The sequence below is a fragment of the Paenibacillus cineris genome (assembly GCF_018333335.1).
Classification (GTDB): Bacteria; Bacillota; Bacilli; order Paenibacillales; family Paenibacillaceae; genus Paenibacillus_AQ; species Paenibacillus_AQ favisporus.
Genome location: NZ_BORU01000004.1, coordinates 32247 through 52397 on the forward strand (window position 1 = coordinate 32247; position 20151 = coordinate 52397).

Annotated in this window: 19 protein-coding genes; 3 read left to right on the plus strand and 16 right to left on the minus strand. The window is 55.5% G+C overall.

Annotation, left to right across the window (positions count from 1 at the left end; all coding sequences use genetic code 11):
• Positions 1-54: 54 nt before the first annotated feature.
• Both ftsX and ftsE read right to left on the minus strand, forming a co-directional pair.
• Entirely contained in the window at positions 55-966 is a 912-nt protein-coding gene (gene ftsX, locus KI379_RS26940; protein WP_076174530.1) for a permease-like cell division protein FtsX, read from the minus strand.
• Entirely contained in the window at positions 956-1642 is a 687-nt protein-coding gene (gene ftsE, locus KI379_RS26945) for a cell division ATP-binding protein FtsE (protein WP_076174783.1), read from the minus strand. Before ftsE ends, ftsX begins: the two co-directional genes overlap by 11 nt.
• Before the next feature lie 213 nt (positions 1643-1855).
• Between ftsE and KI379_RS26950 the strand changes: the two genes are divergently transcribed.
• On the plus strand, positions 1856-3295 hold the full coding sequence (locus KI379_RS26950; RefSeq protein WP_212970243.1) for a VanW family protein: 1440 nt from the start codon (positions 1856-1858) through the stop codon (positions 3293-3295).
• A gap of 116 nt (positions 3296-3411) precedes the next feature.
• On the opposite strand, the gene KI379_RS26955 is transcribed toward KI379_RS26950, so the two are convergent.
• A complete protein-coding gene (locus tag KI379_RS26955) occupies positions 3412-3567 on the minus strand; it encodes a hypothetical protein (protein WP_163882621.1) in 156 nt (51 codons plus the stop codon).
• A gap of 166 nt (positions 3568-3733) precedes the next feature.
• Here KI379_RS26955 and KI379_RS26960 point away from each other — a divergent pair, with 166 nt between their 5' ends.
• Entirely contained in the window at positions 3734-3979 is a 246-nt protein-coding gene (locus KI379_RS26960; RefSeq protein ID WP_244879463.1) for a hypothetical protein, read from the plus strand.
• 18 nt (positions 3980-3997) lie between these two features.
• Positions 3998-5116: a DNA polymerase III subunit beta gene (dnaN, locus tag KI379_RS26965; protein WP_212985543.1), complete on the plus strand. Its 1119-nt coding sequence runs from the start codon at positions 3998-4000 to the stop codon at positions 5114-5116.
• Between the two features lie 106 nt (positions 5117-5222).
• On the opposite strand, the gene KI379_RS26970 is transcribed toward dnaN, so the two are convergent.
• The 13 genes from KI379_RS26970 to prfB form a co-directional block, all read right to left on the minus strand.
• Positions 5223-6755 (minus strand): MDR family MFS transporter, encoded by a 1533-nt coding sequence (locus tag KI379_RS26970; protein ID WP_212985544.1) that lies wholly within the window; start codon positions 6753-6755, stop codon positions 5223-5225.
• Between the two features lie 37 nt (positions 6756-6792).
• Complete coding sequence (locus tag KI379_RS26975; protein ID WP_212985545.1) at positions 6793-7530, minus strand: cytoplasmic protein; 738 nt, start codon at positions 7528-7530, stop codon at positions 6793-6795.
• 159 nt (positions 7531-7689) lie between these two features.
• Positions 7690-8415, minus strand: coding sequence for a polymer-forming cytoskeletal protein (locus tag KI379_RS26980; protein ID WP_116233513.1), 726 nt, complete (start codon positions 8413-8415; stop codon positions 7690-7692).
• Positions 8416-8419: 4 nt separating this feature from the next.
• Complete coding sequence (locus KI379_RS26985; RefSeq protein WP_212985546.1) at positions 8420-9055, minus strand: YhbD family protein; 636 nt, start codon at positions 9053-9055, stop codon at positions 8420-8422.
• A 225-nt stretch (positions 9056-9280) separates the two neighbouring features.
• Positions 9281-10684 (minus strand): argininosuccinate lyase, encoded by a 1404-nt coding sequence (gene argH, locus KI379_RS26990; protein WP_089549762.1) that lies wholly within the window; start codon positions 10682-10684, stop codon positions 9281-9283.
• Positions 10685-10793: 109 nt separating this feature from the next.
• Complete coding sequence (locus KI379_RS26995; protein ID WP_212985547.1) at positions 10794-12026, minus strand: argininosuccinate synthase; 1233 nt, start codon at positions 12024-12026, stop codon at positions 10794-10796.
• A gap of 26 nt (positions 12027-12052) precedes the next feature.
• Positions 12053-13009, minus strand: a complete 957-nt coding sequence (gene argF, locus KI379_RS27000) for an ornithine carbamoyltransferase (protein ID WP_212970480.1) — start codon at positions 13007-13009, stop codon at positions 12053-12055.
• A gap of 46 nt (positions 13010-13055) precedes the next feature.
• Positions 13056-14252 (minus strand): acetylornithine transaminase, encoded by a 1197-nt coding sequence (locus KI379_RS27005; protein ID WP_212985548.1) that lies wholly within the window; start codon positions 14250-14252, stop codon positions 13056-13058.
• A 93-nt stretch (positions 14253-14345) separates the two neighbouring features.
• A complete protein-coding gene (gene argB / locus KI379_RS27010) occupies positions 14346-15179 on the minus strand; it encodes an acetylglutamate kinase (protein ID WP_212985549.1) in 834 nt (277 codons plus the stop codon).
• Between the two features lie 33 nt (positions 15180-15212).
• A complete protein-coding gene (argJ, locus tag KI379_RS27015; RefSeq protein WP_212985550.1) occupies positions 15213-16442 on the minus strand; it encodes a bifunctional glutamate N-acetyltransferase/amino-acid acetyltransferase ArgJ in 1230 nt (409 codons plus the stop codon).
• Between the two features lie 17 nt (positions 16443-16459).
• The gene (gene argC, locus KI379_RS27020) at positions 16460-17524 is read right to left on the minus strand and encodes an N-acetyl-gamma-glutamyl-phosphate reductase (RefSeq protein WP_212985551.1); all 1065 of its coding nucleotides are present in this window, start codon (positions 17522-17524) and stop codon (positions 16460-16462) included.
• Between the two features lie 479 nt (positions 17525-18003).
• The gene (locus KI379_RS27025) at positions 18004-18891 is read right to left on the minus strand and encodes a YitT family protein (RefSeq protein WP_212985552.1); all 888 of its coding nucleotides are present in this window, start codon (positions 18889-18891) and stop codon (positions 18004-18006) included.
• 128 nt (positions 18892-19019) lie between these two features.
• A protein-coding gene (gene prfB / locus KI379_RS27030) for a peptide chain release factor 2 (protein ID WP_143811917.1) occupies positions 19020-20133 on the minus strand; the annotation gives its coding sequence in 2 pieces (ribosomal slippage) (positions 19020-20060 and positions 20062-20133; 1113 coding nt in all).
• Between the last annotated feature and the right edge of the window lie 18 nt (positions 20134-20151).

Below are 20151 nucleotides of genomic sequence, written 5' to 3' on the forward strand. Positions count from 1 at the left end.
AAAGTTTCTCCTGTATAACCAAGACTCTCCGTCAGCTGCTTATCGTTCTTGTTCTTATACCTTCAAAAATTTGCGAATAGATAGGGTCGTTCCCCACATGCCGATCAGCACGCCGAGGACAATCAGTAATCCTCCCCACTGCCACAGCTGGCTCAGCGGGAGAAGGGACATCTGAAGCGTAAAATCCGAGCCGATGGAGGCGGCCAGCCGGTCATAACCGACGAACAGCAGCGCCACCGTGATGACGGACCCGATCAGCCCGATCAAGGTGCCCTCCACGAAGAACGGCCAGCGGATAAAATAATTCGTCGCCCCGACCAGCTTCATAATGCTGATTTCCCGGCGGCGGGCAAGAATTGTAACACGAATGGTGTTGGAGATCAGGAACATCGACATGACGGCGAGGCCGGCCACGAAAATAAACCCGATGTTGCGCACCAGGCGCGTCACTTTAAACAGCGTTTCGATGGTGCCTTTGCCGTACTTCACTTTCATGATCGGCTGCTCCGTATGGCTCGTGTTCAGCGCCTCGATCTTCTGGGCGACGAACGGAACCGTCGTCGGCTCGATCACCTCAACCATAATCGTGTCCGGCAGCGGGTTGTTATCCTTGCTGAAGCCTTCCAGCAGCTCCTTCCCCTCGTCTCCCATACTGTTGCGGAAATCGGTGAGGCCCTGCTCCTTGGAAATAAACTGCACCTTGCTGACCTCCGGCATCGCGGAGATTTCGTTCTGCACCTTCTCGCGCAGCTTCTGGTCGACGTTCAGGTTGAGATAAGCGCGGATCTGCACTTGTTTATCGGCCTTGTCGGCCAAAGCGTTGACATTGAGCACCAGGATGATAAATACCCCGAGCACGAACAGGGATACCACGATGGAGGTAACGGAGGCTACGGTCATCCACCCGTTGCGGAAGATGCTGTTAAACCCGACCCGCAAATGCCGCAGAAAGGTGTTAAAAGTCATACCCGTACTCCCCTCTCTGCTGGTCGCGTACAATGTTGCCGTGCTCGATCGCGATAACGCGCTTGCGCATCGTGTTCACGATTTCCTTGTTGTGGGTGGCCATGACGATGGTCGTTCCGCGGAAATTGATCTCATCAAGCAGCTGCATGATGCCCCACGACGTTTCGGGGTCCAGGTTGCCGGTAGGCTCGTCCGCGATAATGACCGCCGGGTTGTTCACAATAGCTCTGGCGATCGCGATCCGCTGCTGCTCTCCCCCGGACAGCTGCGCCGGAAGGCGGGCGGCTTTGGACTTCAGCCCGACCAGCTCCAGCACTTCCATCACGCGCTTTTTCATCTGCCGCTTCGGCGCTTCGATGACTTCCATGGCAAAAGCCACGTTTTCGTAAGCCGACAGCGTCGGAAGAAGGCGGAAATCCTGAAAAATGACGCCGATATTCCGGCGCACATACGGAATTTTCCGCTGCTTCAGCTTGCCGATATTAAAACCGTTCACAGAGATTTGCCCCTTGGTCGGCACTTCTTCTCTATAAATAAGCTTCATGAATGTCGATTTGCCTGCGCCGGACGGTCCGACGACGTATACGAATTCGTTGCGGTCAATCTTGACCGATACGCCTTGCAATGCATGGGTTCCATTCTGGTAGGTCTTCCACACGTCCTGCATTTCAATCACTTCGTTCATCACTTCCTAATTACATAATCAGCCATTATAAATTCGACACATTCCAGCTAATTCCTTTAAAAAAGCGTAGGAATCATCACGATGTGTTTCATTGTAACAAAATTGTTACCTTTTGAGTACCCGAAATTTTTCCACTTTGCCTACATATATATGGAAAGACAGCATCAATCACGATGAAGAGGAAGCGAAAGAGGTGGGAACCCTATGAAAAAAATTCATTTGAGCCTGATCATTATCGCCAGCATCCTGCTGATCGGTTCCGTCACCGCCGGGTGGGTACATCTTTATATCGGACAAAACACCCTTCCGGATAAGATCCAGGTTGCCGGCTACCCGCTCGGAGGAAAAGATTCGGATGAGGCGCTTAAGCTGCTGGACGCCCGTCTCAGACAGATGGAGAGCATTCCCTTGACGTTGTCTGTGGCCGCCAAAGGTATCCCCAATGCCCAGCTGACGCTGAAGGAAGCCGGCGTTTCGTTTGAAGCGGACGCCTTTAAAGAGGCGGTTGCGAAGCTGCATGAAGGGAGCTGGCTGGACCAGCTGAAATACCGCTGGCATTTTCAGACGGACTGGAACATCGTGCCGCACTGGGACATTTCCGCGCTGAAGGAGAAATTTACGCCGGAGTGGGAGCAGGAGCACTTCGGGCTTCCGGTGGAAGCCACGCGGCGGATCTCAGGTAAAGACGAGGTCGTGTACACGCCGGAGGTTTCGGTCTCGCGGATTGACTGGAACACGCTCAAGGAGCAGATGACGGCGCTGATTCCGAAGGACTTTGCCCTGATTGCCGGCGGTGAAAAGCCCAAGCTCAGCCTGGACCTTCCCCTGTACCGGATGGTGCCGAACGTCACGATCAGCAGCCTCAAGGAAGAAGGAATCGAGCGAAAAATCATCGAGTTCTCCACCGGGCTCGGTTCGAGCGGGCCGGGAAGGGTATACAATGTCGATTCCGCCGCCAAGGCGGTGAACGGCATGGTGCTGAAGCCGGGTGACGTGTTTGATTACAGCAAGGTCATTGCCAAGGCGGAGGAAAAATACGGGTTCCAGGAGGCGCCGGTCATCCTGAACGGGAAGCTGGTGCCTGGCGTAGGCGGAGGCATCTGCCAGGTGTCCAGCACGGTGTACAATGCGGCGGTCCGGACCGGGCTTGAAATCGTCGAGCGGCGCAACCATTCCCTGCCGGTCAGCTACTTGCCGAAAGGGCAGGACGCCACGTTTGCCGAAGGCTCGATCAACTTCCGCTTCCGGAACAATACCGGGAAGTCACTGCTGATTCAGGCCGAAGTCAAGGATCGGAATCTGATCGTCAAATTTTTTGGCACCTTCCCGAAAAATGTCACCTATGACCTCATGTCCCGCACGGTCGAAACTCTCCCGGTCACCGAGAAGTTCGTGCAGAATCCGACCCTTCCGGTCGGCGGCCAGGAGATCCTGCAGAGCGGCAAACCCGGCTACGTCGTCGAGACCTATCAAATCAAGAAAGTAGACGGCAAGGAGGTATCGCGCAAACGTATTTCCCGTGATACGTACCGTCCGCAAAACCGGCTGATCGCGGTCCATACAGAAGATTCGGGAGAGGGCAGCCCCGCTCCAGGCTCTGAAGAGCAAATCGTGGAGGACGGCGTAAGCGGGCCGAACTTCTGAGGGCAGTTGAAGGGCAGTAATTGATTTTTAGCTATAATCCAAACGAAGCAAAAGGGTGCCTCCGCCGGTTTAACGAAACCGCTGGAGACACCCTTTTTTATTATCATATGTGAGCTCTACTGAATAATCCCGATCCGGCGCGCCTGCTCCTCCGTCAAAATGTACTCCTCGCTCGGCCACACTTCCTCTTCGGCCTCGACGCCGAACATCTTCATCACTTCGCCCCAGATGCCCTTCTCTACCGCTTCCGCCTGCGTAATAATGATTTTCATGACGCTCACTCCTTTTCGCTTCTTTTACCCTTTTATACCCCGTTTGGGGCGGGTTGATTCGCTTGGCGCTAAAAGAGTGCTTCTTGCCCAACACTTTCGAACTGTGATAGATTAGAATTAGAAAATATTTGAAAAAGGTTACCTCATTCAAACAGGAGGCATGATCATGGAGCCGCGCAACAAAGTAAAAATCGGCATCCCCGATAAGGAAGGTCAGCTGAGCTTCATGTTTACCCGTGGCGGAGCGCGCCGAGGAGCAGGCAGAAAAGGGATCGGGACGACCCGCAAAGTATCGTTAACTTTATCCGAAGCAACATGGAGCCGTCTGGATGCCTATTGTGACGACCATCAGTTTACTCGTTCCGAAGTTCTGCGTAGAATGATCGAGCATTATTTTTCCGATCAAAATTAAAAGAAAAAGGTGACGCCCGTGTTTGTCCGTATCCCAGGTGATCTTCTGGCTCAAACCGTTCAACAGGTTGCCGTCGCAGCTTCGGTATCCTCGGCACAACCGCAGAACTCTATGATTCAATTACACACGAGTCTGAATGGACTGACTCTTGCATCAGGAACAAGCTCGGGAATGGTCATTCAAGCAAAGCTTCCACTCGATGAGGGACACTGTCAAACGGAGTCCATTGCCGTGCCTTCACGTCTATTTGCGGACATGATTCGCAAGCTGCCTGCCGGAGTGGTGACCCTGGAAACACAGCCGCCTTTCCTATTAAAGATTAGCTCAGGCAGTACTGTATTCCGACTCTACGGAATGGATCCAGAGGATAGCTGTTCCATTCCAGACCTCGGAAACCACCTATTGGATGTGGAACTGTCGAGCTCTCAATTTAAAAAAATGGTTCAGCAGGTCGTTTTTGCATCCGCCAGATCCAATGAAGCCAGGCCAGTATTAACCGGAGCCCTGTTTCACATTACAAATGGCTCAATGAAGCTGATGGCTACAGACGGTGTGCGCCTTGCTTCATGCACAATCCATCTTGACCGCAATCTGAGCAATGAAGTTGAGGCCATTATACCTTCCGCATATTTAAAGCATGTCTCCAAGCTGCTGTCCGGAGAGAAGCTGCGGATCTCCTTCAGCAATCACCGGATGGTTATACAGAATCAAGATCTCGCGGCTTACATTCCTCTAATAACCGGATCCTTCCCGCCAATGGAAACGATGACCAACGCCACATATGTAACGGAAGTTCAGGTTTCCTCAGCAGCCTTTCTCAGCGCGATCGAGCGGGTTAATTTGGTTGGGGGCGGACAAACGGTTCTGCTGAATGGAACACCCCATTCCTTGGAATTAAGCTCCAATACGCCAGAAGTTGGCGATGTTCATGAGACTACTCCTGTGCAGGGCTTTCAAGGGGAGCCATTTCGTATTGCATTCAACGGGAAGTTTATGCAAGACATCATACGTGCAGTTGACAGCGAATGGATCAGCATTCAATATGCAAGTCCTTTAAAACCCCTCATTGTTACTTCTGCTTCTACAAATGAGTCCCTGGTTTATCTGATCACTCCGTTAAGGACTAGAGCTACATAGATACATACACCGTGAATTGCAAGCATCTGCCAAAATAAAAGAAAGAAGCCAGGGCTCGCCCCAGCTTCTTCTTTTCCAAGAGAGAAAGTTCCAAATCACGCTTCCATTAATGATGCGCCCCATCCTTACGCGCTCCCGGTCCCATCTGGGACATTTGCAGCCTTGAACCGCCCATCAGGGAGACCGATACCAGCGCCAGCGCCGCCGGTATCACGGCCCACAGGAACGCATGGTCCACGGAGACGGACAGCGCGCTGCTGATCTTCTCCATGACCGGTGCCGGAATAAGCGCTCTGCGCTCCGGCGAGAGCATCTGCTGCGGATCCATCGTGGCCGGCATATTCTGACCGGAAGCTCCGCCCAGCGTGCTGCTCAGCCGGTCATGGAAGTCATTTCGCTGGATGATGCCGAAGATCGTAATCCCCACCGTCATTCCCAGCGAGCGCAGGAAGGAAATCGTCGAGTTGGCCGAGCCCCGCTGTCTGGCATCCACGCCCTGAATAGCTGACATCCCGAGCACGGAGAACGAAAATCCCATCCCGAAGCCGGCGACCAGCATATAGATGGACAGCATCGTCCGCGTCGTCTCCGGCGTAATCGTGCCGAGCAGCAGCATGCCGCCGCCGAAAATGATTGCCGACAGGATCATGACGCTGCGGAACGACATTTTGGTGGACAGCATGCCCCCTATTTGCGAGGCAACTACGGAACTCAGTGTCATCGGAAGTAGTATCAATCCGGAGTTAGTTGCATTCCCACCCATGACCCCTTGCACGAAAATCGGAATGTACACGGCTGCGGTAATGAAAGCCGCCCCATAGAACAAGGCCGCTGCACTGCTGAAGGCGAACAACCTTTTGCGGAACATGTCGTAGGACACGATCGGTTCGGCCACCTTGGCCTCCACGGCCAGGAAGACGATCATCAGCACGGCAAACGCGGCGAACAATCCGATAATGACCGGCGAATCCCAGGCATATTTGCTGCCGCCCAGCTCCAGCGCGAACATCAGGCTGACCACGGAGCCCACCAGCGTAGCCGCTCCCCAAATGTCGATCTTTTGCTTGGAATGCTCATGGGATTCATGATAGAACAGCACCACCAGCAGAAAGGCTGCAATGCCTAAAGGCAGGTTAATATAGAAAATCCAGCGCCACTCCAAATAATCGGTGATATACGCCCCGAGAAGCGGTCCGAACAAGCTCGACACCCCGAATACGGCGCCGAACATACCCGCCATCTTGCCTCTGGACTCCACCGGGAAAATATCAAACACGATCGTAAATGCAATCGGCACCAGCGCCCCGCCGCCAATTCCCTGAATCGCGCGGTAAATGCTCAGCTCGGTAATGCTGTGCGCCGTCCCGCACATGGCCGAACCCAGCAGGAACAGGATGATCCCGAATACGAAAAACCTTTTCCTTCCATACATATCGGACAATTTGCCGAAGATCGGCATGCCGGCCATCTCTGCCACCATATAGGCGGAGGTGACCCAGACGAATTGGTCCAGACCGCCCAGCTCGCCGACGATCGTCCCCATTGCGGTCGAGACGATCGTGTTGTCCATCGCGGCGATCAGCACGCCGAGCAGCAGACCGGCGACGATCAGACCCAGCCTGTTCTTTTTCACTGCCATATCACGCACTACCCCTTTATATTGTTTGTAAAATATCCTATCCCAGCCGGACAAACCGGCCTACACTTGCCGCCGTGTCCTGCTTGAATTCGTCCGTATACTCCACCAGTCCGATCTCGCATCCGCTGCCGATGGTCACCCTTCTGCCCCGGACGACGGCAGCCTTGGTGTTCTCGAGATAAACGACGTCGCCTTCGATGCTCTCCGCGCTGAGCTCCCCGCCATCGTAATGGGAAGTCATCTTCCCGAACAGCGGAATCTCCAGCCCTTTCTTGACGGTGATCTTGGCACCTACAAGCTCTCCGATCCGGCTCGGTCCATACATTTTAATCTCGACGAGCTCGCCGTTCAGCATGCCCGGGACTTCCACCACGCCCCGCACGAGCAGCTCCTCCGTCTGGCCGGACGCCGCCCGAAGGCCGCCGTTGATCTTGACGAAATCCGAAGACACATTGCCGCCGACGGCCAGCTCGCCGTTAATGCTGATGCTTTTCAACTGAAGATCGCCGGACACGCTTACCTCGCCCTGAGACTTCAGCAGTCCGCCCTGAAGGTTCTCCCGGACGTTCAGCGTTCCGTTGACGGATGCGGTTTCTGTGATCAGGGAGCCGTTCACCTGAGCCGTACCCAGGCATTTAAACAGCCCGCAGTCCGTCGTACTGCTGATTTCCGCGTCACCCATAATTTTGACCTGGTTAAAAGTCCCGCCCCCCGAGCTCCCGCTGCCCGTGATTTTGATATCGCCAAGCCCTTGGCGGTTTCCATTTGCCGTCATGACCTTTTCCTCCCTTATAAATACCCGGTCGTCCGGGCATACCCTGAATGTTGTCTAATGCACCCCTGTTGGGACTTTGCTCTATCGCTGCCTAGCAGCTGGTTTCAGCGCAGGTTCACATCTGCTTCAACGCTGCTTCAGATCTGCTTCAGATCTGCTTCAGATCTGCTTCGCCGATCCGACCTGAGCGTCTCCGTCCCGCTTGAAGTCGACCTTGTATTCGACTCTGCCGATTTTGCAGCCGGGGCCGATCCGTACTTCGCTGCCGCGGACGACATCCGCTTCGGTATATTCCAGGTCCACGAAGTCCCCTTCAATGAGATCGGCCTTCAGGCGGTTGTTGAAGACCGGGGCCAACTGCAGCAAAATAGGCGCTTTCTTCAACCGACGCACGGTGATATGATCCCCGCCAATTTCCTTGGCTTTGCTGGCCAGGCTCATCTTCAAGTCGATCTCGCCGGCGTTCACCAGCCCATCCACGTTAAAGCCGCCGTGAACCGAAAGCACCTCGCACTGCACGTCCCCTCTCGACTTCAGGCTGCCCGACACTTCCACTTTCTCGCTGTTGAGCCCCTTTTCCAGGGTGACCTGGCCGTTGATCGCAGCCGATTCGCTGCAGCGTGTCATCTCTTTGACCGATCCCATCCCGTCCAGAATCAGACGTTCGGCCGATAAATTGCCGCCGATCGACATCGTCCCGTTGATCTTGACCGTTTCCCCCAGCACCGAACCCGAAATGTTCAGGGTGCCGTTGGAATCCAGCGTAATGCAGTCGATATCTCCCTTCACCTTGCTGATCCCGTCAATCCTAACCGTTTTATACACACCGGACGCCACCGTCCCGATGCCCGACATCGACATGTCATGTCTTTGTTCCCGCTCCATCGCCTCAAACCTCCGATTGGTTGATTTTTAATTTCAATTCCTCGATACAGCCCCTTAAAGGCAGGCGGAACACCCACTTGGCATCCCGGTCCACATATACATGCTCGGTAGTCTCGATTAGCAGCAGCAGCGGCACGCCCATTTTGCGGATGACCGCCAGCTCGCACGGTCTGCTTGCCACCTTGGCGTAATGATCCCGCATGAGGGATAACAGCATCTTGCCTTCATCCCGGGTTATTTCTCCGCTCTTGAGCAGCTTCTCCAGTACATAGACCGAGAGAATATCGGCGAACGTCAGCACGTCCTGCTTCCCCAGCTCCTGTTCGAACAGATCCAGCGTCATATTTGTAACAATGTTACGTTGTAAAAGCTCGTCGGGGGTGATCGATACTTCCCCGGAGCTCGGCGAAAACACATCGGCCAGCTCGTCGAGGGACAAACCGTCCTTCATATTGATAATGCGGTCTATGCGCTGCAGTATTTTTTGCTTCGGAAAAAAGGTCTCCTGTCCCGTGAAGGAAGACTTGCGGATAAACCATTCCTCGGGAATGAGGTTTTTCCGCTTCCAGCGGTACAGCTGTCCATAGGAAATTCCGGTCAGTTCCAGCAGATCCTTTTTGGAAATCTCTTCTTCGTTCATTGCACATCCTCCTCGCAGAAATAATGTAACATAACATTGTTACGTTGTAAATACGGCAAATGAAAAATATGGGGGACGCAACGAAAAAAGACGCCTCCACAAGGGAAGCGCCTTTTCTTACTGCAATTTCTGATCTGCAATTTATTATTCCGCTGCTAAAAATTAGTCCGTCTGCCTGAAGTCAAATCAGGCTCAATCACATAACCACGCCGTTACGGCTATCGTCTATACGTGCTCGGCAAGCCACTGCTCTGTCATGCTGAGCAGCACCTCACCGCGCTTAATCGCTTCCGCCACCTGATCCGTCGCCGTGCCTCCGTACACATTGCGGGCATTCACAACGGTTTCCGGCCGCAGCACCTCATAAATCGTGTCGTCGAACAGCGGCGAGAACTGCTGGAACTCCTCCATCGTCAGGTCAAGCAGGTACTTGCCCTGCTGGATGCAGTACAGCACCGTTTTGCCGATGACTTCATGCGCCTGGCGGAACGGCAGCCCTTTACCCACGAGGAAGTCGGCGATGTCCGTCGCGTTCGAGAAATCCTGGTTGACCGCTTCGCGCATGCGGCTCTTGTTCACCTTCATCGTGGCGATCATCGGCGCAAACAGCTGCAGGGCTCCCTCCAGCGTGGCCACCGTGTCGAACATGCCTTCCTTGTCTTCCTGCATATCCTTGTTGTACGCCAAAGGCAGCGACTTGAGCACCGTCAGAAGGCCCATCAGGTTGCCGTACACGCGGCCGGTTTTACCGCGAACCAGCTCCGGCACGTCCGGATTTTTCTTCTGCGGCATGATGCTGCTGCCGGTACAGAAGGCGTCGTCCAGCTCGATAAAGTTAAACTCCGTGCTGCTCCACAGCACCAGCTCTTCGGACAGGCGGGAGAGATGCATCATGATGATGGACGCGTGGGACAGGAACTCCACGATAAAGTCGCGGTCGCTGACCGCATCCAGACTGTTCTCGTAGACCCGGTCAAACTGCAGCTGCTCCGCCACAAAATGGCGGTCGATCGGGAACGTCGTCCCGGCCAGGGCGCCTGCGCCGAGCGGCAGGACGTTAATGCGCTTGTAGCTGTCCATAAGGCGCTCAATATCGCGCTGGAACATGGAGACGTACGCCATCAGATGATGGGCGAACAGAATCGGCTGCGCCCGCTGCAGATGCGTATACCCCGGGATGATCGTATCCAGGTTGTCCCTTGCTTGTCCGATCAGCGATTTTTGCAGCTCATGCAGCATGCCGGCCAGCTCAACGACCCGCTTGCGCAAATACAGGTGCATATCGGTCGCCACCTGATCGTTCCGGCTGCGTCCCGTATGCAGCTTGCCGCCGACCGGGCCGATCTCGGCGATCAGATTTTTCTCCACGTTCATATGGATGTCCTCGTCCGCCACCGAAAACTCGATTTCGCCGCGGCGGATTTTGTCCAGCACGGTTTGCAGCCCCGCCTTGATCGTCTCCACGTCTTCCTGCGGAACGATTCCGCATTTGCCCAGCATCGTCACATGAGCCAGGCTGCCTTGAATATCCTCCTCGGCAAGCGCCTGGTCAAAACCGATCGAAGCCGTATATTCGTCTACCAGATGGTTGGTCTGCTTCGTAAAGCGCCCTCCCCACAGTTTGCCCACTATCGTTCTCTCCCCTCTTGCTTGACAGCAGAGGGCCGCTCCTTCCCGTGACCGACAAGGAACGGCCTCCCTACGACATGCTTGTGCTGTTGATTATATCATGGAAAAATTATTTGTTCTGTGCCACGCCTGTGCCGACTTTAAGACGCAGAGCGTTCAAATGGATAAAACCGGTAGCGTCTCCTTGATCGTACGCTTGGGTCGGATCAGCTTCCATCGTGGCGATGTCCGGGTTGTACAGGCTGACCGGGCTCTTCACGCCGGCGGCGATGATATTGCCCTTGTACAGCTTCACGCGCACCGTACCGGTCACGTTCTTCTGGCTTTCAGTTACGAGCGCCTGCAGTGCCAGACGTTCCGGTGCGAACCAGAAGCCGTTGTACACAAGCGTGCTGTAACGGGTGATCAGGCTGTCGCGCAGGTTCATCACTTCGCGGTCCATCGTGATCGATTCCATTTTGCGGTGCGCGGTGAACAGGATCGTGCCCCCTGGCGTTTCATACACGCCGCGGCTCTTCATGCCGACAAAGCGGTTCTCCACCATGTCCACGCGGCCGATGCCGTGCTTGCCGCCGAGCTCGTTGAGACGCTCCATCACGGCCAGCGGGTTCAGCTTCTCGCCGTTAATGGCGACGCAGTTCCCTTGCACAAAATCGAGCTCCACATATTCCGCCTCATCCGGCGCATCTTCAGGAGAGGCACTGAGCAGGTACATGTCTTTATTTTCCGGAGCGCTCGCATCGAACCAAGGATCCTCGAGCACGCCGCTCTCATAGCTGATATGCAGCAGGTTGCGGTCCATCGAATAAGGCTTCGCCGCCGAGGCTGTTACCGGAATGCCATGCTTCTCGGCAAAAGCGATCATTTCCGCGCGTCCCGGGAACTCGTTACGGAACTCCTCAAGACGCCATGGAGCGATAACTTTGATGTCCGGAGCGAGGGCCGCAGCCGCCAGCTCGAAACGCACCTGGTCGTTCCCTTTGCCCGTTGCGCCGTGCGCGATTGCCGTTGCGCCTTCCGCGCGGGCGATGTCCACCATGCGCTTGGCGATCAGCGGGCGCGCAATGCTCGTGCCGAGCAGGTACTGCCCCTCATACAGCGCTCCCGATTGGAACATCGGGAAGATGAAATCCTGTGCGAACTCGTCACGCAGGTCGTCAATGTATACTTTCGAGGCGCCGGTAGCCAGTGCCTTTTCTTCCAAACCGTCCAGCTCTTCCTTCTGTCCGATATCGGCCGTAAATGCGATGATTTCAGCGTCATACGTTTCCTTGAGCCACTTCAGAATGACCGACGTATCCAGACCTCCGGAATACGCCAGTACGATTTTTTCTTTTGCCATGTCTTAACTCCCTCTCCTGACTAATCTTAACCCATCAATGCGGCCATCAGCGCTTTTTGCGCGTGCAGACGGTTTTCGGCCTGGTCGAAAATAACCGAGTTTTTGCCGTCGATGACCCCTTCGCTTACTTCTTCCCCACGGTGTGCCGGCAGGCAGTGCATGAACAGGTAGTCTGCCTTCGCCAGCTGCGCCAGCTTTTCGTCGACTTGATAGTTTTTGAACGCCGCCTCGCGGACCTTCTGCTCTTCCTCAAAGCCCATGCTGGCCCATACATCGGTATAAATGACGTCCGCGTCCTTCACCGCTTCTTCCGGACTGTGCGTAACGACGATCTGCGCGCCGCTCTCCTTGGCGATCTCTTGGCTTGCCTTCACCACAGCCGGATCCGGGGTGTACCCTTCCGGACTTGCGATCGATACGTTCACGCCCAGCTTGGCGCCGCCGATCATCAAGGAATGGGCCATGTTGTTGCCGTCGCCGATGTAGGCGAGCTTCAGGCCTTTCAGCTGGCCTTTCTGCTCATAGATCGTCTGGTAATCCGCCAGCACCTGGCACGGATGCGCCAGATCGCTCAGGCCGTTGATCACGGGAACAGAGGCGTATTTCGCCAGATCCGTCACATTGTGATGCCCGAAGGTGCGGATCATGATGCCGTCCAGGTAACGCGACAGCACCTGCGCCGTATCGCTGATAATTTCCCCGCGTCCGAGCTGAATGTCGTTTTTGCTTAAAAAGAGCGCGTGGGCTCCGAGCTGGAACGCCCCCACTTCGAACGATACCCGGGTACGGGTGGATGATTTTTCGAAAATAAGTCCGATCGTTTTGCCCTTCAGCGGCTGGTATTCCTCGCCGTTCTTCTGCTTGCGCTTGAGTTCGATCGCCAGATCGATCAAGTACTGAATTTCTTCCGGTGTATAATCGTCGAGCTCCAGCAGGTCTCTTCCCTTCAGGTCGATATCCTGCAGCAGCCCGGTTTGGCTCAACATCTTTACGTCCTCCTTTATCAGTGCATGCTCTAATGGTGCCCGGCTACGCCTTGTTTACTGCGGTATGATCATGGATCAGCTCGGCAATCATGCCGACGGCCTGATCGATTTCTTCTTTGGAAATATACAGGTTTGGAAGCAGGCGGATCACGTTCGGACCGGCGGTCACGAACAGCAGCCCGCGTTTCTGCCCTTCCAGCACGATGTCGTTCACCGGCTCCTTGCATTCGATGCCGATGAGCAGCCCCAACCCGCGCACTTCATTGACAAAAGGATGCACAGCCACCTTTTCGTTCAGCTGCTGGATTAAATACTCGCCCATGTCCGCGGCGCGCTGCGGCAGCTGGTCCTCGAGAATCGTCTCGATCGTAGCGATCATCGCTGCCGTCGCGATCGGCGTGCCGCCGAAGGTAGAGCCGTGGCTGCCCGGCGTAAACGCGTCTTTCAGATAACCTTTGCCGAGCATCGCTCCTGCCGGGAACCCGCTGGCAATGCCTTTGGCGAGTGTGAAAATATCCGGCTCAATGCCGTAATGCTCATACGCAAACAGCTTGCCTGTACGCCCCATGCCGGTCTGCACCTCGTCGAGGATGAGCAAAAGCCCATGCTGTTCGCACAGCGCCTTCACTGCCTTCAGGAAGTCCGGCTGCACGACAAGCACGCCGCCTTCCGCCAGCACCATCTCGATCATAATCGCAGCCGTATTCGGTCCGATAGCCGCTTTCAGCGCATCCAGATCATGCAGCGGTACGCTCTTGAAGCCGGCAGGCAGCGGCAGGAAGCCGTCTTTTACCTTGTCCTGGCCGGTCGCCGTCAGGGTAGCCAGCGTGCGTCCGTGGAAGGATTGATGGAAGGTGATGATTTCAAAGCGTCCCGAGCCTTTCACTTTCTGGTGGTAGCGGCGGGCCAGTTTGATGGCCGCTTCGTTCGCTTCGGCGCCGCTGTTGCAGAAGAACACCGCATCCGCGCAGCTGTTCGCCGTCAGCAGAGAAGCTGCTCTTTCCTGGTTCGGAATGTGAAACAGGTTCGATACATGCCACAGCTCATCCAGCTGAGCTTTCAGCTTCTCGGTCACTTTCTTCGGCGCATGGCCCAGATTGGTCACCGCTATACCGCACATAAAGTCGAGGTATTTGTTCCCTTTATCGTCCCACAGCCAGCTCCCCTGCCCCTTCACCAGGCTGATCGGATATCTGGCATAGTTCTGAAACAATGAGCTTGCCTGTTCGCTTGCACTCATCCCTAATCACTCCTTCTCCCGGAGCCGCAGGTCCCTCCCTGTGCCCCTGTATAATAAAAACGTTTATCGATGTAATTTCAAAGTACCTTTATCTTAATCCCGCACGATGCGGGTACCCAGCACTTCACCCTGCAGCACCCGGCTCAGTACCCGGGGCTCATTGCCGTCCACGATGACGACTTCCTGCACGTCTCCTTGAATGCAGCTCACCGCGGCCCGAACTTTCGGAATCATGCCGCCGTAAATGTCGCCGCTGGCGATCATGTCTTCGATTTGCTGCACCGTCACCGACGGCAGCACCTGCTTCTCGCCGTCCACGGCTTTCAGGATGCCGGGCACGTCCGTGACCACGATCATCCGGTCGACTCCCAAATGGGAAGCGACGGCACCTGCCGCGGTATCGGCGTTAATGTTATAGCGTTGCCCGGCCGCGTCCACCCCGACCGGTGCGATGACCGGCATGTAGCCCATGGCCGTAATACCTTTAACGATCGCCGATTCCACATAGGTCACGTCGCCGACATGGCCAACCTCGGCCGCGTTCGCAACCGGCTCGGCCTGGATCAATCCCCCGTCGACGCCCGACAGGCCAAGAGCCCGGCCGCCCGTGCTCTGAATCCGCCGCACGATCTGCTTGTTGATCGTTCCGGCAAGCACCATCTCCACGACATCGAGGACGTCCTCGGTCGTCTTGCGCAGGCCGTTCACGAATTCCGTTTCAATGCCCAGCTTGGCGAGATTGTCCGAAATGGCCGGACCGCCCCCATGGACGATGACCGGCTGCACGCCCTGCTGCTGCAGCTGCTTCAGATCCTCAAAGAAGGAATCCGGCAGTGCCGCGAGCGTGCTTCCCCCGCACTTCATGACAAACGTCTGCTGGTCATCCGCTCCAATATGGGAGCCCTGCTCATTCTCCAGCGTCTTCATATGCATTCACTCTCCCCTGCAGCTGCCTTCGCCTTATGTCCGGTAAGCCGCATTGATCCGTACGTAGTCATAAGTCAAATCGCAGCCCCAGGCGGTGGCTTGCCCGGCTCCGCTGTGCAGATCCACGACGATGCGGACGGTGTCCCCTTTCAGGTAAGCCAACGCTTCATCTTCATCAAAAGCGACCGGACGCGATTGTTCCAATACGCTGATATCGCCAAGCCGGATGTCGACCGTCTCCGGATTTACCGGCTCGCCCGCACGCCCGACGGCGGCGATGATCCGTCCCCAGTTGGCATCGGCGCCAAACACGGCCGATTTGACCAGGCTCGAGCCGATGACCGTCTTGGCAATCGCCCGTGCCGACAGGTCGCTGACTGCGCCGGTGACGCTGACTTCGACCAGCTTCGTCGCACCTTCGCCGTCCCGCGCAATCGCTTGGGCCAAGCTCCGGCACACATACGTAAACCCTTCGGCAAACGGCTCCCAGTCCGGATGCGCCGGCGTCAGCACTTCGTTCCCCGCCAGCCCGCTGGCCATGGCGATCAGCATGTCATTTGTGCTCGTGTCGCCGTCCACCGTAATCATGTTGAACGTCACGTCCGTCGCCTGCCGCATCAGCTGCTGCAGTGCTTCCTGGTCAATGGCCGCGTCCGTCGTCATAAAAGCGAGCATCGTCGCCATGTTCGGATGAATCATCCCCGAACCCTTGGCCGCGCCGCCAATCGTTACCTCTTTGCCGTTCACCAACACCGATACGCAGGCTTCTTTTTTCACCAGGTCTGTGGTGAGGATCGCCTGCGAGAAGTCCTCCGCGCCCGAATTGGCGCTGCTGAGCCGCGGCGGCAGCGATTCGATGCCCGCGTTCACGCGGTCCATCTTGAGCAGCTCGCCGATCACGCCCGTGGACGCGACAGCCACGTCCTGCTCCGCCACGCCGAGGTGGCGGGCTGCGGCCGCCCGCATGTCATAGGCATCGGCTTCGCCCTGCTGCCCGGTGCACGCGTTGGCGTTGCCGCTGTTCACGATTACAGCCTGCAGCGTGCCGTTCTGCAAGCTCTCGCGCGTCACCTTCAGCGGTGCCGCTTGAAACACATTCGTGGTGTACACGGCCGCAGCCACGGCCGGCACCTCGCACAGGATCGCGCCAAGGTCATGGCGATCCGTCTTCTTGAGTCCGCAGTGCACGCCTCCCGCCGAAAAACCTTTCGGCGTGACGATCGATCCGTCCTTCACCTGCGTAAACGTCGTTAATTGTCCCATGTCTATGTTCATCCCGCTTACGGATACACCGGAGTATAGCCGAGTCCGAGATTCTCCTCCCATCCCATCATCAGATTCAGGTTCTGTATCGCCTGGCCAGCCGCACCTTTGACGATATTGTCAATGACCGAAATAATGGTGACCCGGCCCGTCCGCGGATCCGCCGCAAAACCGATATCGCAATAATTGGAGCCCAGCACTTCCTTCGTCGCCGGCCAAATGCCCGTGTCGCGCACGCGCACGAACGGCCGTCCTTGGTAATACTGCCGGTACAGCTCCACAAAATCTTCATCGTTATACACGCCGTTCAAGTTTGCATACATCGTGCTCATAATGCCCCGGGTCATCGGCACGAGCTGGGTCGTAAACGTCACGGTCACCTGCTCACCAGCCACTTGGCTGAGCACCTGCTCAATTTCCGGGATATGCTGATGCTTATTCACTTTGTAAGCTTTGAAATTTTCATTAATTTCCGCAAAATGGGTCGTCAAGCTCGTTCCGCGTCCCGAACCCGATACGCCGGACTTGGCATCGATGATAATGCTGTTCGGGTTAATCCAGCCGGCGCTGATGGCCGGAACCAGACCGAGCAGGGTAGCCGTCGGGTAACAGCCGGGATTGGAAATAAAGTCCTTGCCGGCGACTTCTTCTCCAAACAGCTCGCACAAACCGAAAACGGCTTGGTCCAAATAAGCCGCATTCGGGGCGGTGTGCTTATACCATTTTTCGTACGTGGCGCCGTCCTTTATCCGGAAATCCCCGGACAAATCAATGACCTTAAGTCCTTCTTCCAGCAAGCCCGGCACCAGTTTGGAGCTCACGCCCGAAGGGGTAGCCGTAAAGACGACATCCGCCTTGGCGGCGATTTCCTTCGGATCGGTACCGTCCAAATTTTGCACGATAATATCCGTTAAATGCGGAAAACCTTCCGAAATCGGCGTTCCCGCGCTCGATGATGAAATCACTGACGTAATGACTGCTTTGGGATGCCCCTGCAGCAGCCGGATCAGCTCAACCCCGCCGTAGCCGGTTGAACCGACGATCGCAATCCTAACCTTCTCCCCAGTACCGTGTTCTCCCATTCCCCGCGTTCCCCTCTCTACTGCCGCTTCTGTATAAATCATGAATAATTATGTATTATTATACGACCGCTTTTTTATAAATACAACACTTTGGAATGAATTTCCCTTATCCTGTAAGGGCTTTTCCGCTCCCGTCTCCTATGGTCCGAGCCTATGTACTTTTCAATCTCCAATAAAAAAAGACCCTGTTCAAGGTCCGCTTCGCTTCATGCCTATTGAAAACTTACGCGTCGCTCATTCATTGACCGTATGGATATTTGCTCGGAGTGCCGGCATCTGCACCATTCATATGCAGAAAACTCCCCTTGTTATGTATGCTGTTATTTATTTTTGATGCCGTATCGGTCCGGACAGGTGTGAACATCTGAACATCCCCCGACTTCTTCATAATGAAAAAGAGGCTGCCCAGCCCGCATGGATAACTGTTCGCCTCTTTTTGTTGTTCATTATTAAACTATGAGGGATGGTGAAAAAAATGCTCAGCTGCCCTGCAGCTTAAAGCCTTCGCCCAGCACCTCATGCGCATTGCTGATGATAACAAAAGCCTCCGGGTCCACCGACTGCACCAGCGTCTTCAGCCGCGTCGTTTCGCTCTGGCCGATGACGACCATCAGCACGGTCCGGTCCGTTCCGGTATAGCCGCCGGTGGCGTTCAGCTTGGTACAGCCCCGGTCCAGGTCCTTCAGCACTGCCGCCGTTATCGGTTCGATATGGTCCGAGATGATATAAGCCACCTTCGAGTAGTTGAAACCGAGCTCAATGGCGTCGATCACCTTGCCTGTGACATACAGTCCCACCAGCGCATACAGCGCCTTCTCCAGCGACAACGTACAGGCGGCCAAAAGGATGACCGATCCGTCCAAGATCACGACGCACAGGGAGAAGCTCAGTCCGCTGTACTTTTGGATAATCTGGGCTAACGTCGTCAGTCCGCCGGTAGAGCCCCGCCCCCGGTACACGATCCCGATGCCGAGGCCTACCGCAATCCCGCCGTAAATCGAAGCGAGCAGCGGGTTGCTCGTCGGCAGCGGCCAGTCCTTCGTCAGATAGACGAACAATGGCAGCACCACGCTGCCCAGCAGCGAGCGGATACCGTAATTTTTTCCGAGCAGCAGGATGCCCAGGATAAACAACGGAATGTTGAGCGCCCACTGGGTAAAGGCTGGCTCCATGCCAAACCAGGCTTCGGTCAGCACGGAAATCCCGGATACCCCGCCGGAAGCAATGCCGTTCGGCAGGAAAAACAAATTAAACCCTAAAGCGATAATAAAGGAACCGACAATGATGAGCAGCGTATCCACCACGTGGCGCTGGGGTCCGCTCATGGGCAGAGATGCCCTTCTGCGGTTCGATGATTTCTGCGACATGAACAATTTTCTCTCCTTACCTAAAATATAAAATCGGCCATCCAACAGCCAAGCCTTCCGGAATGCTAAAATCAGTCCTTTACACCAAAAAATTCCTACACAAATAGCGTGTAGGAATTCACTTGGTTTTATTCGGTTTCCACCTTGATTTGGCTGCGCAAATAACCGTCGATGAACAGATCCAGGTCCCCGTCCATGACAGCGCCGACATTGCCGGTCTCCACTGAAGTGCGGTGGTCCTTTACCATACTATAGGGATGAAACACGTAGGAGCGAATCTGGCTGCCCCAGGCAATATCCGACTGTTCCCCTCGGATTTCATCCAGCTGTTTTTGCTGCTCTTCGAGTTTGCGCTCGTACAGCTTCGAGCGAAGCATTGTCATCGCGCGCTCCCGGTTTTTGATCTGCGAGCGTTCGTTCTGACAGGTTACGACCACGCCCGTCGGGATGTGGGTAATCCGTACCGCGGAGTCCGTCGTGTTAATGTGCTGACCGCCGGCGCCGCTGGCCCGGTACGTATCGATCTTGAGATCCTCTGTCCGGATCTCCACGTCGACGTCCTCAGTAATCTCCGGCACGACATCGCAGGAGACGAACGACGTATGGCGGCGTCCCGATGAGTCAAACGGCGAGATCCGCACCAGACGATGCACGCCCTTCTCGGCTTTCAGATAGCCGTATGCGTTAAAGCCTTTGATCAGCAGCGTAACGCTCTTGATCCCGGCCTCGTCACCCGGCAGATAGTCCAGGGTTTCTACTTTGAAGCCATGCTTCTCTGCCCAGCGGGTGTACATCCGCAGCAGCATCTGTCCCCAATCCTGGGACTCGGTGCCGCCGGCACCCGGGTGAAGCTCGAGAATAGCGTTCATTTTATCGTAAGGCTGGCTCAGCAGCAGCTTGAGTTCGAAATCATCCAGCTTCTTCATTAACGACTCAACCGCTTCGGCGATTTCGGCGGCCAGTGATTCGTCGCCTTCCTCGTCGGCCAGCTCCGCCATCATGGAGGCGTCGTCGTATTCCTGCTGCAGTTTCTCATACTCGTCAACCGATGACTTCACGGCGTTCATTTCCGCGATGACCGATTGAGCCTTTTCGTTGTCATCCCAAAAGTCGGGAGCCGACATTTTCTCTTCGAAGTTCGCGATCATTTCCTGCTTCAGATCTAAGTCAAAGAGACCCCCTAAGATTGGTGAGTTTCGTTGCAATTTCCCTCAGGTCGTGCTTAACGCTTGGATCTAACATGATTTACTCTTCACCTCT

Coding starts and splice junctions, on each gene's coding strand:
- argJ (WP_212985550.1), bottom strand. CDS start 16,442: ATGGGACAATTAACGACGTTTACGCAGGTGAAGGACGGATCGATCGTC.
- ftsX (WP_076174530.1), bottom strand. CDS start 966: ATGACTTTTAACACCTTTCTGCGGCATTTGCGGGTCGGGTTTAACAGC.
- KI379_RS27025 (WP_212985552.1), bottom strand. CDS start 18,891: ATGTCGCAGAAATCATCGAACCGCAGAAGGGCATCTCTGCCCATGAGC.
- KI379_RS27005 (WP_212985548.1), bottom strand. CDS start 14,252: ATGAGTGCAAGCGAACAGGCAAGCTCATTGTTTCAGAACTATGCCAGA.
- KI379_RS26975 (WP_212985545.1), bottom strand. CDS start 7,530: ATGACGGCAAATGGAAACCGCCAAGGGCTTGGCGATATCAAAATCACG.
- KI379_RS26985 (WP_212985546.1), bottom strand. CDS start 9,055: ATGAACGAAGAAGAGATTTCCAAAAAGGATCTGCTGGAACTGACCGGA.
- argB (WP_212985549.1), bottom strand. CDS start 15,179: ATGAAGACGCTGGAGAATGAGCAGGGCTCCCATATTGGAGCGGATGAC.
- KI379_RS26950 (WP_212970243.1), top strand. CDS start 1,856: ATGAAAAAAATTCATTTGAGCCTGATCATTATCGCCAGCATCCTGCTG.
- KI379_RS26980 (WP_116233513.1), bottom strand. CDS start 8,415: ATGGAGCGGGAACAAAGACATGACATGTCGATGTCGGGCATCGGGACG.
- KI379_RS26970 (WP_212985544.1), bottom strand. CDS start 6,755: ATGGCAGTGAAAAAGAACAGGCTGGGTCTGATCGTCGCCGGTCTGCTG.
- KI379_RS26960 (WP_244879463.1), top strand. CDS start 3,734: ATGGAGCCGCGCAACAAAGTAAAAATCGGCATCCCCGATAAGGAAGGT.
- KI379_RS26995 (WP_212985547.1), bottom strand. CDS start 12,026: ATGGCAAAAGAAAAAATCGTACTGGCGTATTCCGGAGGTCTGGATACG.
- KI379_RS26955 (WP_163882621.1), bottom strand. CDS start 3,567: ATGAAAATCATTATTACGCAGGCGGAAGCGGTAGAGAAGGGCATCTGG.
- argC (WP_212985551.1), bottom strand. CDS start 17,524: ATGGGAGAACACGGTACTGGGGAGAAGGTTAGGATTGCGATCGTCGGT.